Source organism: Pseudomonas sp. KUIN-1 (assembly GCF_009176725.1).
Taxonomy (GTDB): domain Bacteria; phylum Pseudomonadota; class Gammaproteobacteria; order Pseudomonadales; family Pseudomonadaceae; genus Aquipseudomonas; species Aquipseudomonas fragariae.
The window spans coordinates 5953165-5967014 of record NZ_AP020337.1 but is presented as its reverse complement, the minus strand read 5'-3'; the positions used below and the strand labels follow the sequence as shown (position 1 = coordinate 5967014).

General features: G+C 62.8%; 10 protein-coding genes. 6 read left to right on the top strand and 4 right to left on the bottom strand.

Features of this window, described 5'->3' with window-relative positions:
* Positions 1 to 8 precede the first annotated feature (8 nt).
* Together KUIN1_RS27165 and KUIN1_RS27160 are read left to right on the top strand one after the other, a co-directional pair.
* Positions 9 to 1076 carry a sensor histidine kinase gene (locus KUIN1_RS27165; RefSeq protein WP_060409288.1) on the top strand — a complete coding sequence of 356 codons (1068 nt, stop codon included), beginning with the start codon at positions 9 to 11 and terminating at the stop codon, positions 1074 to 1076.
* Entirely contained in the window at positions 1076 to 1714 is a 639-nt protein-coding gene (locus KUIN1_RS27160) for a response regulator transcription factor (RefSeq protein ID WP_003401355.1), read from the top strand. Before KUIN1_RS27165 ends, KUIN1_RS27160 begins: the two co-directional genes overlap by 1 nt.
* A gap of 106 nt (positions 1715 to 1820) precedes the next feature.
* Here the strand turns inward: KUIN1_RS27160 and KUIN1_RS27155 are convergent, their stop codons facing one another.
* The 4 genes from KUIN1_RS27155 to KUIN1_RS27795 all read right to left on the bottom strand — a co-directional run bounded on the left by KUIN1_RS27155 (position 1821) and on the right by KUIN1_RS27795 (position 7426).
* A complete protein-coding gene (locus KUIN1_RS27155; RefSeq protein WP_116800373.1) occupies positions 1821 to 3704 on the bottom strand; it encodes an acyltransferase family protein in 1884 nt (627 codons plus the stop codon).
* A 94-nt stretch (positions 3705 to 3798) separates the two neighbouring features.
* A complete protein-coding gene (locus tag KUIN1_RS27150) occupies positions 3799 to 5082 on the bottom strand; it encodes a hypothetical protein (protein ID WP_172980087.1) in 1284 nt (427 codons plus the stop codon).
* A 377-nt stretch (positions 5083 to 5459) separates the two neighbouring features.
* On the bottom strand, positions 5460 to 7079 hold the full coding sequence (locus KUIN1_RS27145; RefSeq protein ID WP_003401346.1) for a glucan biosynthesis protein D: 1620 nt from the start codon (positions 7077 to 7079) through the stop codon (positions 5460 to 5462).
* 197 nt (positions 7080 to 7276) lie between these two features.
* A complete protein-coding gene (locus KUIN1_RS27795) occupies positions 7277 to 7426 on the bottom strand; it encodes a hypothetical protein (RefSeq protein ID WP_172452235.1) in 150 nt (49 codons plus the stop codon).
* A 180-nt stretch (positions 7427 to 7606) separates the two neighbouring features.
* Between KUIN1_RS27795 and hflK (KUIN1_RS27140) the strand changes: the two genes are divergently transcribed.
* Genes hflK (KUIN1_RS27140) through KUIN1_RS27125 form a run of 4 tightly spaced genes read left to right on the top strand, consistent with a single transcriptional unit; the run spans position 7607 to position 13630 of the window.
* Positions 7607 to 9553, top strand: a complete 1947-nt coding sequence (hflK, locus tag KUIN1_RS27140; RefSeq protein WP_116886548.1) for a protease modulator HflK — start codon at positions 7607 to 7609, stop codon at positions 9551 to 9553.
* An 11-nt stretch (positions 9554 to 9564) separates the two neighbouring features.
* Positions 9565 to 10602: a protease modulator HflC gene (gene hflC, locus KUIN1_RS27135; RefSeq protein ID WP_011269416.1), complete on the top strand. Its 1038-nt coding sequence runs from the start codon at positions 9565 to 9567 to the stop codon at positions 10600 to 10602.
* Entirely contained in the window at positions 10599 to 11669 is a 1071-nt protein-coding gene (hflK, locus tag KUIN1_RS27130; RefSeq protein WP_152092419.1) for a protease modulator HflK, read from the top strand. Before hflC ends, hflK (KUIN1_RS27130) begins: the two co-directional genes overlap by 4 nt.
* Positions 11666 to 13630: a heavy metal translocating P-type ATPase gene (locus KUIN1_RS27125; RefSeq protein ID WP_003401335.1), complete on the top strand. Its 1965-nt coding sequence runs from the start codon at positions 11666 to 11668 to the stop codon at positions 13628 to 13630. Before hflK (KUIN1_RS27130) ends, KUIN1_RS27125 begins: the two co-directional genes overlap by 4 nt.
* Positions 13631 to 13850 lie beyond the last annotated feature (220 nt).

The window sequence follows — 13850 nt, the reverse complement described above, 5'->3', positions numbered from 1 at the left end:
TGATGCGCATGCGTGAACCTGAATCCTACGGCAAGGCCGCTATGGCAGTGCGGCTGATCGCGTTGCTGATGCTGGCGCTGGTCATTGCGGTTGCCGACACCTTGACCGACCTGGAAATCGCCGTGGGCGTATTTCAGATTGTGGTGGTGCTGCTGGCGGTCAGGTTCCTGCCGGCCACAGGCGTTATCGCGATGGCGTTGCTGTGCATGGTGCTGACCGTGATCAGTTACGAGATGACGACCTCCAGAGGCAGTGAGGCGTCCGGGCTGATCAATTGCATCATCAGCCTGGCGGCCATCGCCATGACCACCTGGCTGGCGCTGCGCATGGCGCTGGCCATCCGTTCGGTACACGAAGCGCGCTCGCAGCTGGCGCGGATCGCACGGGTCAATCAACTGGGTGAACTGACGGCGTCCATTGCTCATGAGGTCAATCAGCCGCTGTCGGCCATTGTCACCAGTGGCAATGCCTGTCAGCGCTGGCTGGCCACCGAGCCGGTCAACCTGGACAAGGCCCGCCAGGCGGTCGAGCGCATGATCAGTGACGCGAACCGCGCCGGGGACATCATCGTGCGAGTGCGCGCCCTGGCGAAGCGTTCGTCCACTCACAAGGAGTGGATCAGCGTGGCCGATACCGTCGCCGAGATCGTCGCGTTGGCACACAGCGAGATAGAAGGGCAGGGCGTCGCACTGCTGGTCGACGTGCCGGAGGGCCTGCCGCCGCTGCTGGCTGATCGGGTGCAGATCCAGCAAGTGTTGCTGAACCTGATGCTCAATGGTGTGGATGCGATGAAAAAGCTCAAGGCAGATCAGGCGCAACTGGAGGTTCGGGTGGGCTTGCAAGACGGCGGCGATATCGGATTTGCGGTGAGCGACAATGGGATCGGCGTGCTGCCGGAAAACATCCACCAGTTGTTCGACGCGTTCTACACCACCAAGGAGGAAGGGATGGGGATTGGCCTGGCGATCAGCCGTTCGATCATCGAGGCCCATGGCGGGCGCATCTGGGTCACGCCCAACCCGTCAATCGGTGCTACGTTTCACTTCACCCTGCCTACTGGAAAGATGGAAACCTGATGAGCACAGCTGCCACCGCATCACCGACCGAAGAGCCGATCATCTACGTCCTCGATGACGACCTGTCGGTGCGCTCCTCGCTGGAGGACCTGCTGGCCTCGGTCGGATTGCGCAGCATGCTGTTCGGCTCGACCCGCGAGTTCCTGGACACCCCGCGCCCTGACGCGCCGGGCTGTCTGATTCTGGACATCCGCATGCCGGGCATGAGCGGCCTGGATTTCCAGGAACATATGGCCAGGTCGGGGATTTCCCTGCCGGTCATTTTCATCACCGGGCATGGTGACATCCCCATGTCCGTGCGAGCCATGAAGGCCGGTGCGGTGGAGTTTCTGACCAAGCCCTTTCGCGATCAGGACTTGCTCGACGCCATTCAGCAGGGCTTGGCGCAGGATCGCAGCCGGCGCCAGAGTGCCGCCGTCGAAGCCGAACTGCGGCGCCGCCACGCCAGCCTCAATCTCGGTGAGCAGCAGGTGATGGAGCTGGTGGTCAGCGGCCTGCTCAACAAACAGATTGCAGCCCGGCTGAACGTGAGCGAAATCACCGTCAAGGTCCGCCGTGGCTCGGTGATGCGCAAGATGGAAGCCGATTCCCTGGCCGACCTCGTCAAGTTTGCCGAGCGGCTCAAAGAGCTGCATTGATCACCGGCCCACGCCGAGCCCTCATCGTTATACACAAGTCCGCCTTTGATGCCGGCCGGAGGCCGCTACAGCCTCCAGAAACAGGACGTTTGTACTCAGCGGCTGACTAATTCACCAATTGCGGCAGTACATAGTTGCGCACCACGTACAGCGAACCTTCTGCGCTCAAGTGCCCCGAGTCGATCTGCAGCAGCGAGCGGTTGTCTTCCAGGCGTACCAGGCAGGCATCGGCGATGCACAGTTTGTCGATCAGCGACACGAACTGGATGCCTGCCGATGCGGCCAAATTGCGGGCCGCCTGATCCACCAGCATGATGCTTTGATCCAGAGCCGGATCGCGGATGTGCGATTCGCTCAGCCCCCAATGGCGGTTGGCGATGACGCTGGGCAGCGACGGGTTCCACTGCGGGACCGGGCCGATCAGCACGATATGCTTCACGCCCAAGCCCTTGAGCCGGGTCGCGATCTGCGTCCAGTCAGTCTTGTCGTGCCCATCCTTCTGCGCGATGACCACGATATCCGGGCGCAGCTTTTCGATGCCCTGCAGGGCCGTTCTGTTGGAGTAGTCACAGGCCCTGCTGGTCGCAGAGGTACGTCCTTGATGGTCACTCAGAGCGGGGCGGCAACTGGCTGAGGCGACCTGATAGAAGGGCGTGCTGTGCGTCAGCAAGGTACGCAAGCCGAGCGACAGCGCCTGCGCGTGAGAGTCGCCCCACAGGAACACGCCGCCCACCCCCTGTTTGCGGGTGCAGGCTTCGTCGATGGCTGATTGGCCGCGTTGGGTCAGGGCAGAGAAGGCATCACATTTCAGCCAGTAAGGCTCGTACAGGTTGTGCTGACGATCAGCGTACTCCTGAATGAAACGCGCCTTGTCCGAAACACTGACCGGGCGCAGTGGCGATACCGCGCCGCCAGTCGCACTCACCAGCGCTCCGCCGACGAACAGCAGAGCGATCAGCGCGCCGAACGTGGCACGTCTGCTGCGCTGATCGGACAACGGCCTGCTGACGGGCTGCTCGATCAGCCGCCATGAAACCAGACCCAGCGTCACGGCCACGCCGATGCCCACCAGCACCGTGCGGGTCTCGCCCAGCAACCCGGCGTCATTCATCCACACCACCACCGGCCAATGCCACAGGTACAGCGAGTACGAGCGTGTGCCGGTCCATTGGGCCAGCGGGTTACAGGTCAGCAGCGAGTCGTTGCGCGCGGCGATGATCACCGCGAATGTCCCCAGCACCGGCATCAGCACCAGATAACCCGGCCATGTGTCCTGCACGGACAGCAGAAAGAAACCGGCCACGATCAGCGTCAGGCCGATGTGTTCCAGAGCGCGCTGCTGCAGGGCCTTCAATTGCAGCGGGAACAGGCAGGCCACACCACCTGCCAGCAACTCCCAGGCGCGGGTCGGCAGCAGGTAAAACGCCGCCTCCGGCCATTGCGAGGAGGCAGGTATGCAGACCACAAAGCCTGCCAGGCTTGCTCCGAGTATCCACCAGCGCAGGTTATGCAGCGCGACGAAGCGGCTGAGCATCAGCAGCGCAATCGGGTACAGCAGGTAAAACTGCCATTCCACCGACAGCGACCAGGTGTGCAGCAACCATTTCTCATGGGCACTTGCGGTGAAATACCCCGCCTCACGCCAATAGACGAAGTTGGAAACGAACCCCAGGCTGCTCGCCACATGTGTGCCCAGCGCACTGTAATCCAGCGGCAGCAGGGCGAACCAGCCCAGCAGCAGCAAGGCAAAACACAGCGCAGCGAGGGCCGGGACGATGCGTCTGGCCCGTGACGAGTAGAACGCCGCCAGCCTGAATTTACCGCTCCTCAAGCCGCGCAGGATGATCCCGGTGATCAGATACCCCGAGATCACGAAAAACACGTCGACACCGGCAAAGCCGCCAGGCAGCCAGTCGGGGTGGAAGTGGAAGAGCAGTACTGCGATCACTGCGATGGCGCGCAGGCCATTGATGTCTTTTCTGAAGTCCATTTGAGAACGCCATCCGTTGGCTGATCGTAAGGGAGAGGGTGCCGGGATCAGCCGAAACGTATCGGCGGCCAGCGTGGTGGTGATGGGGTGGCGGTCAGCGGGCAGCCGGCGACAGTCCGGGCGCATGGCTCGCAGAAGGTTCTCTGCCGGCAATCACATGACCAATCGCCAGGCCGATGAACAGGTTGGCGACAGCGACCTCGAACATGTCGGTGGTCCAGCTGATCAGGCACCAGCAGAAGCTGATCGCCAGCAGCATATGGCCGACACGGGTCTGATCATCGATCAGGCGGAACAACAGCGGAATCTGCAGCACATACAGCAGCAAGCCGAGCACGCCCAGCATTGCCCAGAGGTACAGGGCGGAGCTGTCCATGCCGAGAAATACCCCGGCACCGTCCACTGGAAACAGCCCCATCGTGCTGCCGACCATGCCGAAGCCTGCGCCGCTGATCATCCAGCCTTCGCGACTCATCGCATTGATCAGGCCGGGCCAGGTGTTGATCAGCCGGTCATACAGCGAGGCCAGCGAGCCGCCGCTGCTGACCGCGTAGGCATCAGGACCCACGATCAGGCCAAGCGCCGGCAACAGCAGACCGATGCCTACCACCACGGTGCACACTGTCCTGCAGGTCCAGCTCATCCGCCGCAACAACAGCAGCACGATGGTCAGGGCGAAGGCTGCGGCTGGCGCTTTGCTGGTGGTCAGCACGATGGCGTAAAGCGCCACCGCACTCAGCAACACCATCATCAGGCGCGAGCGCAGGAACATGATCAGGTACAGCGTGTAGAAGGCGATCATGATCGACAGCACGTTGGACACCCTGGCGAAACCGGCAATGCGATCCACCTCGTCCGCACTCCATGAGGTATTGGCGCTCAACTGCGTCTCACCGACGCTGTAGCTGTAGCCCTTCCATGGCACAGAGGTGAGCTTGTCCAGAGCAATCCCCAGCAGCGAGGCCAGCAGGCAGAAAGCAATGGCGCGGTACAGCAGCTTGCGGCGATACAGCAGGTGCCGGCCACACACCAGGCCGAACACCAGCGGGCTCAGCGCGAACAGACTGAACGCCAGGTTGTGCACGCTGGCGCGATGCAGCATGGCCAGCAGCCCGGAAAGCAGCCACAGGATCATGAATGTCCAGAACAGCTTTCCTGCTCTGAAGGTGCACAGTTCAAGCGCAAACAGCAGGATGCAGGCGGCTTTGGGCAGATAGAGCAGGGGACTGAGGCCTGCCTGATCGAAGTAGAAGCGCAAGGCCCCGGAAAAGGTCTCGACCAGCATCAGGCCGATGGCGACCCACACCACCACCGTGGACTTGTCAAAGGACATTAACGACGACCTGGCGTCGACGCCGTTCGCAGTATTCAACGCCATGCTGGCTGCCTTGTGAAATACGTCAGGGGAATTGCGCGGACAAAGCTACCGCCCGACGATCACGGGGACGTGTCGACACAGGGAGGCTTTGGGAGATGGGGGTCTGGAGCGGACGCTCGCAACGGCATGACAACAGGTATATCAGTCGCAGTTGGGGCAACTGTCAATTAATTAGTCAGGATTAATGGATATGCGCTGCACGCCCCGTGCCCGGGACAGGACGCGGAGCATCCGGAACCGGCATACCCACGCTGGAGCATGGGCACGATAGTGTTCCTGAGAACCCCTGTCGTTCCTCATGCCCCAGCCCAGACACTTATCGTTCCTCACGCTCCGTGGAATGCCCTTCGTGACGCTCTGCGTCACAAATCTGCGGATTACGGGTATTTGCGTTTGTCCGGTGCGGGCGGGAAGTACTGGTAGAGCCAGGTCTCGCTCAGCGTACGGTCGCCAGTGCGGATGAACATGCGCATTTCAACCGGCTCGACCGAGTCGCTGTCCGGTACCCAGTCGAAGGTGACGCGGTAGCCCTTGATGTCCGGCAGCACAAGGATGTTGAAGTCCTGCACCTTGCCATGGGTGACCGTGACGATGGGTTCGATCCCGGTGCCTTCCGGCAAGCGATCCAGACCGCCGCCGTTGAAGTCCACCGCAAAGCGGCGTGCCCAGGTTGTCGGGTAATGCTCGCCCGGTGCCCAGCCTTCGAGGAAACCGCCCATGCCTGAACGTGTCGCATGGACCTGCGCCAGCGGCGTGCTCACCGGCGGCAGCGGGCTCCAGAACAGCTTGTAGCCGTAGTTCATCGAATCCCCGGCCTTGACCGGCGTCTTCGGTGTCCAGAACACCACGATGTTGTCCATCGTCTCGCCGGTGGTCGGCAGTTCCAGCAGGCTGACCTCGCCTTCGCCCCACGCCGTGATCGGCTCGACCCACAGGCTTGGACGGCGGCTGTACCAGACGACGGTGTCCTGATAGCTGGAGAATTCGTGATCGCTCTGTACCAGCCCGAAGCCTTTCGGATCGGTGTCGGAGAACGCGCTGAATTGCGGTTTGGCCGGGTTATTCAGCGGACGGCAGATCCACTCACCGTTGCCACGCCACATCGACAGGCGATCCGAGTCGTGGATTTGCGGGTGGATGGTGTCGCACATACGGCGTTCGTGAGTGCCGCAGCTGAACATGCTGGTCATCGGCGAAATGCCCAACTGCTGGATGTCGGTACGCGCGTTGACGTGCGCGTCGATTTCCATGACCACCTGGCCGGCCTGACAGTCGATGTCGAAGCGATAGGCACCCGTCGCGCTCGGCGAATCGAGCAGTGCGTAAACCACGAAGCGTGTCGCGTTCTTGTCCGGCGTTTCGAACCAGAACTTGGTGAAGTCCGGAAATTCTTCCTGACGCTTGGCGTAACTGTCGATGGCCAGGCCGCGGGCCGAGAGGCCGTATTGCTTGTTGCTGTCCACCGCGCGGAAGTAGCTGGCGCCGAGGAACGAAACGACGTCATTGATGGCGATTTCAGGCGCCTTGAACAGTTTGAAACCGGCAAAGCCCAGATCGCCCTTGACCAGATTCTTGTCGATGCCGCTGTTCTCGTAGTTGAACAGGTCATGGCGGAAATGCACTTCGCGCGCCTGCTTGCTCTGCGGATCGACGCTGTACATGCGCACGGGCGTCTTGAAACCCATGCCGACGTGGAAGAAATGCACGTCGAGCTGGCCGTGGACGTCTTTCCACAGCGAGTGATTCGGGTCGTAGCGGATGGCATTGAATTGCTGCGGCGTCATGTTCGCAAGTACCGGTGGCAGCACCTGCTTGTTGCTCACATACCCTTTGCTCGCAAGCTTCTTGGCATGCGCCTGCAACTCTGCAAAATCGAAGTGTTCGATCTCGCCATCGGCTGCGGCGGCCAGTGCCCGCGCAGCAAAAAGCCCTGAGGCCGATACGCTGCCGTAGGCGGCCAACGCCATGGACGCTTTCAGGAGATTTCTGCGATTCATAAAGGTGAAGCCTCTGAGTAATTCTGTGCGTCCTGCACAAAAAATGGCGCGCCAACGACTCCTTGCCGAACGCAAACTACCCACAACAGATAACAAAGACGAGATACGGTTCGGAAATCGGCCAAAAAAAACGCCGATCAGGGGTAATGAATCCGGCGTATTGACGGCTATAACGCGGATTTTTGCAGCGCTTTAGACTAATCGATTAAGCGCATCGCCGCTTGGCGCAAGGCTTCCAGCCGATCGGGGCAAGAAGCGCCGATCAACTCGGTGCCTTCGGACGACGCTGAAATTTTTTTTGCCAGGCAATATTCAGCAAACATTTTTCGGGCGTGCGGGCTCATCATCTGTACGACTTCAGGTCGAATTGACCGCTGGGCAGCACCGCTATCGCACATTCGTTCAGCTAATAGTCCTGACGAAAGTTTCATTCCGCGTGTTATATCGTAACGCTATGATTCACTGGCATTCAGATGCCAATGCAGGGCTCTCCAAAGGGCGATAAATAAGCGGGTGCCGGGGTAGTGATGCGGGTTGATTTGGATGAGCACGAAGGCCTTGAAGGCCTGCCGCGTTTTCAAATGGCGGTGCAACAGGTTCGGCGTCTGGGACGATTGATGTATGTGACCGGTGGGGCAGGGGCGTTCGGGCTGCTGCTGGCGTTGTCCATCGATCTGTTTTCCCCCGGCTCTTTGTGGATGGCTGTGCTGTGCAACGCCTCGGCGGCGTTGTTTCTGCTCACGGCGGGCTTGCAATCGGCGCGGCATGTCGCGCTGTGGCGGGCTCGCGCGCTGCGTTCGCCGGATGCAGACACCTTCGACGAAAGCCTGTCTGCTGCCGACGAGAGCGGCTGGTACGAGCGCCTGCTTGAACGGCTGAGTGACTCCGGCAAATCGCTGGTCAGGCATGTGGGCAGTTCGACCCTGTGGCTTGCCGCTTGGGCGGTGCTGGCGTTGATCGTCGTTCGCGCCTTCTGGAACCTGGCGCTGTTCGGCGTCGACCTCTCCACGGCTGGTAGCCTGGCCGGCAGTGTCATGCTGCTGTTGGCGTTCGGCCTGCTGGTCATCGAGCGGCAATTGAGCAGCGAGTCCGACAGTCAGTCGCCGGAGGCCGGAGCGCTGGCGCAACTGGTGCGCATGACGCTCATCGTCCTGCTGATTGGCGCGCTGTGCCTGTTCTTCTCCAGTGCAGAGCGTGTCTGGCCTGCGCGGCTGGCGGTGTTGATCGGCCTGCTGCCGCTTGGCGTGGCGCTGGAGTTCCTGCTGCGCGCTGTGCTGTCGGTGTTCAGCCCGCGCAACCCACGTAGCGAACCGCGCCTGCTGGCCGCCAGTTTCATCGCTGACCTGCTGCGCTGGCCGCCGCGCCCGCTGCTCGCCCTGCAGCACGAACTGCACAACCGTTTCGGCATCGATCTGCGCCAGATCTGGGCCTTTACCTACATGCGTCGCGCCTTTTTGCCGGTGCTGGCGGTGGTCGCAGCGCTGGGCTGGGTGCTGAGCGGCGTGCATGAAATCCCCATGCAGGGGCGGGGCATTTATGAGCGCTTCGGCAAGCCGGTCGATGTATTCGGTCCCGGTCTGCATGTGGGTTTGCCCTGGCCGTTCGGGCGCGTGCTGGCCGTCGAAAACGGCGTGGTTCATGAGCTGGCGACCAGCGTTTCGGCCGCCGACACTTTCGAGCAGACGCTGGACCCGGCCGAAGGCCCGCCACCGGGCAGCGCCAACCGTCTGTGGGATGCCAGCCATATCAACGAAAAATCCCAGGTCATTGCCAGCAGTGCCGGCGACAAGCAGAGCTTTCAGATCGTCAACATGGACGTGCGATTCGTCTATCGCATCGGCCTGACAGATGCCGCAGCCATGGCGTCGACCTATAACAGCGCTGACATTCCGGCCTTGATTCGCAGCACGGCCAGCCGCGTGCTGGTGCACGACTTTGCCTCGCGCACGCTGGATGAGCTGCTCGGCGAACAGCGCAGCGGCCTGGCCGATGACATCGGCAAGGCCGTGCAGGCCGACTTGCAGCGTCTGGACAGTGGCGTCGAATTGCTCGCCACGGTGGTCGAAGCCATCCACCCGCCCGCCGGTGCTGCCAATGCCTATCATGCTGTGCAGGCTGCGCAGATTGGTGCACAGGCGCTGATCTCCCGCGAGCGCGGCGCTGCCAGCGACAAGGCCAATCAGGCGCAGCTCAACGCCAGCGTGGCGCGTGATCAGGCCAGTGCCGCCGCCCGCGAGATTCTGGCCGGCGCACAGGGTGCGGACCTGCGCTTCAGTGCTGAACGTCAGGCCTATGCCAAGGCAGGCCAGGCGTTTTTGCTGGAGCAATACCTGGCCCAACTGACCGAGGGCCTGGGCAATGCGAAATTGCTGATACTTGATCACCGTCTGGGCGGCGACAGTGCGCCGACCATCGACCTGCGTACCTTCACCCCACCGGCAGACCCAACGGCGCCGCGTAAAGCCGTTCAGTAAGGAGTCGTCCCTTGAGTCTGTTCCATCATCATCACGATCACGCCGACCACGATAGCCATGACAGTCACGGCCATGGCGGCCACGGTCATCACCACCACCATCATGGCGCGAGCGGCCCCGCCGCGTTCCCCTGGCGACGGGCAAGCCTGGCTGCGCTGCTGATCGCGTTTGCGATTGCGGCAGCGAGCCTGGTGCAGGTGCGTTCGGGCGAGGCGACCGTCGTCACGCGCTTCGGCAACCCGTCCCGCGTCCTGCTGGAGCCTGGCCTCAACTGGCGCTGGCCGGCACCGTTCGAGGCGACCATCCCGGTGGATCTGCGCCTGCGTACCACCTCCAGCGGTCTGCAGGACGTCGGTACCCGCGATGGCTTGCGCATCATCGTGCAGGCCTATGTGGCGTGGCAGGTGCAGGGCGATGCCGACAACGTGCAGCGTTTCATGCGCGCGGTACAGAACCAGCCCGACGAAGCGGCGCGGCAGATTCGCACTTTTGTTGGCTCGGCACTGGAAACCACGGCGAGCAGTTTCGACCTCTCCAGCCTGGTGAATACCGACGCGAGCAAGGTGAATATCACCGCCTTCGAAAATCAGCTGCGCCAGCAGATCGATCAGCAACTGCTGGCGACTTACGGGGTGCGTGTCCTGCAGGTTGGCGTTGAACGGCTGACCCTGCCGTCGGTGACGCTCAACGCTACGGTGGACCGCATGCGCGCCGAGCGCGAGACCATCGCCACCGAGCGCACCGCCGTGGGCAAGCGTGAGGCGGCGCAGATTCGTTCCGCCGCCGAGCGCGACGCACGGATTGTCGAAGCCGATGCTACGGTCAAGGCGGCCGATATCGAAGCACAGTCGCGGGTTGAAGCCGCGCAGATCTATGGGCGTGCCTATGCGGGCTCGCCGCAGCTCTACAACCTGCTGCGCTCGCTGGACACGCTGGGCACCATCGTGACGCCGGGCACCCGTCTGATACTGCGTACCGACGCCGCGCCGTTCCGCGTACTGGTGGACGGCCCGCCGACGCTGGATGGCAAGAGCGGAACGCAGCCATGAGCCAGCCGGTCGACGAAGCCGTGGCGCAGCGCCCGCCGGTAAACAGCCCCTGGTTGCAGGCGAGTCGTCTGGCGTTTCTGGGGCTGTATGGCGTGACACTGCTCGCCGCGCTGGCCTGGGCGACGTCCAACATACGCCAGATCGATCCACAGAATCGCGCGGTGGTCGTGCACTTCGGCGCGATCGAACGGGTTCAGAATGCAGGATTGCTGGTCGCCTGGCCGCAGCCATTCGAACAGGTGGTGCTGCTGCCTTCGGCTGATCGGGTGATAGAGCGGCGCGTGGAAACCCTGCTGCGTTCGCCTGCCGCGTTGAAGGCCGATGAAGTCGCGACCCTGTCGGCACCCATGAGCGATGCACTGGCAGGCTCAGGTTTTCTGCTGACTGGCGATGCCGGTGTGGTGCAACTGGACGTCACGGTGTTTTACAAAGTGACTGACCCCACTGCCTTCGTATTGCAGGGCGAGCATGTATTGTCCGCGCTGGACCGGCTGGTCAATCGCAGCGCTGTGGCGCTGACTGCAGCGCGGGATCTGGACACCATTCTGGTTGCCCGTCCCGAGCTGATCGGTGCTGACAGCCAGGCCGCCGAGCGCCGTGAGCGGCTGCGTGGCGACCTGGTGCGCGGCATCAATCAGCGTCTGGCCGAGCTCAAGGCGACCGGCATGGGCATCGGCGTCGAGGTCGCTCGGGTGGATGTGCAGTCGAGCCTGCCGACCTCGGCAGTCAACGCGTTCAATGCCGTGCTGACGGCCAGTCAGCAGGCCGATCAGGCCGTGGCCAACGCGCGCACGGATGCCGAAAAGCTGACCCAGACCGCCAATCAACAGGCCGACCGAACCCTGCAAGTGGCGCACGCACAGGCGTCCGAGCGTCTGGCCAAGGCGCAGGCGGCCACCGCAACGGTCGTCAGCCTGACGCAATCCGCCGAAACCCGCAGCGACCCCGGTCTGCTGCAACGCCTCTACCGTGAACGCGTACCGGCCATTCTGCATCAGGCGGGTTCGGTGACCACGATCGACCCCAAAGACGATTCCCGCCTGATCATTCAGGGAGCACCACAATGAGTGGCGAAGCCGTTCACACCCACGACGCCGAACAGCCGCAAGCGCCTGGCAGTCTGCTGAGCAGCGCCGAGCAGCGCAGTGCGGCCCGGCAACTGACCCTCGCGATGCTGGCCTTGGGCTTGCTGGGATTGGGACTGGTCTGGCGGTTTTTCGCCCCGGAGCAGGAAGGTGTCAGCCAGTTGCTGTTGGGCGCTGCATCACTGTTGGTGGCGATACCGGTGATCAGCGCCGGCTGGCACAGCCTGCGGCATCCGAGCCTGCACGGCATCACCGATCAGTTGATTGCGCTGGCGATGCTCGGTGCCTGGGCCACCGGTGACCTGATGACCGCCGCCTTGCTGCCGATCATCATGATCTTCGGGCATGTGCTGGAAGAGCGCAGCGTGATCGGCTCGCAGGAGGCCATCGAAGCGCTGGGACGCCTGACCCGCAGCCAGGCGCGTTTGCTGGGCGCCGACGGCAGCGTGCGCGAGGTCGACAACGCGACGCTCAAAGCCGGCGATCAGGTGGAAGTGCGGGCGGGCGACCGGGTTCCGGCGGACGGTCGGGTTTTGTCCGGGCAGGCCAGTCTGGATACGTCGTCGATCACCGGCGAATCGGTCCCACTGGAAGCCAGTGTCGGGGTCGAAGTGTTCGGTGGCGCCATCAACCTGGACGGCCTGCTGCGCATCGAAGTGACCCGCATCGGCGATCAGTCCACGCTGGGCAAGGTCATCGCGCTGATGCAGAGCGCAGAGCGTTCCAAGCCACCTATCACGCGTCTGCTGGAGCGTTACGCGGGCAGTTACATGGTGCTGGTCTTGCTGATCGCGGCGCTGACCTGGTTCATCACTCAGGATGCGCAGGCGATGCTGGCGGTGCTGGTCGCGGCCTGTCCCTGCGCGCTGGTGCTTTCAGCCCCGGCCACCGCCATTGCAGGTATTGCGGTCGCGGCGCGGCACGGCATTCTGATCCGCAGTTCGGCGTTTCTTGAAGAACTGGCTGACCTCAACTCACTGGTTGTGGACAAGACCGGTACCCTGACTTACGGCCGTCTGCGCCTGCAGTCCGTGCAGGCCGACGGCCCACAGCATCCACAATTGCTGGAGCTGGCCGCGAGCCTCGGGTCGGCCAGCAGCCACCCGGTGAGTCGGGCTTTGGCCGGGCTGGTGGACAACGCCCGACTGTTGCCGCTGACCGACACCCGTGAACGCCAGGGCCTGGGTGTGGTGGCGTCGACCGGGCAGGGCGATGCAGCACTGGGTCGCCCGGAGTTGTTCGCACAGATGGGCATCGTCACGCCTGCCGTCCCGGCACATGACGGCCCGCTGGCCGGGCTGTCGCTGGATGGGGTTTTTCTCGCCTGGCTGCTGCTCGCCGACAGCGTCAAACCCGAAGCCCAGGCGGCACTGTTCGAATTGCGCGGCCTGGGCCTGGGCCGACAGTTGCTGTTGACCGGTGACCGGCAGAGCGTGGCCGACAGCCTGGCGCACGATATCGGCATCGCCGACGTGCAGGCGCAGGCGCTGCCGGAGGACAAGCTCAACCGTGTCATGGGTGAGATTGCCAATGGCTTCCGGCCGATGGTAGTGGGCGACGGGGTCAACGATTCACTGGCCCTGAAGGCGGGCGTGGTCGGCGTGGCGATGGGCGCGGGCGGGGCGGATATCGCGCTGGCGTCTGCCGACATCGTGCTGATCGGCAGCGACCTGCGCCGCCTCGGCACCTGCGTGCGACTCAGCCGTCAGTGTCGTCAGACCCTGCAGGTCAACGTCATCATCGGACTGGGCTGGACGCTGGCCATCGTGGCACTCGCCGCCTTTGGTCTGCTTGGCGCTGCGGGCGCGATGGTCGCAGCTATCCTGCACAATCTAAGCACCCTGTTGGTATTGGGCAACGCCGGACGTTTGCTGCGCTTTCAGGAGCCATTGCTCAAGCTCGAGGACGCGGGCGTGCAGCATCAGGGCTCGCGTTTGCGCTGAGGGTCAGTGCGTCAAATGGCTTGAGCTTTGACAAAATCTGTTACAGATTAAGCGCTATGTTTCATTGCATGATCCAGATTCAGGCTGACTCTCGGCTCGAATCAGAGGGCACAGGGCTGTTCCCCCGCAGTTGATTCATAGCAGTTTTGCCGTCGCCAATGCCTTTTCGGGCCCTTTTGCAGGGTCCTTGCTGGATTACTCTTTTTTGAGTCTCTGGATA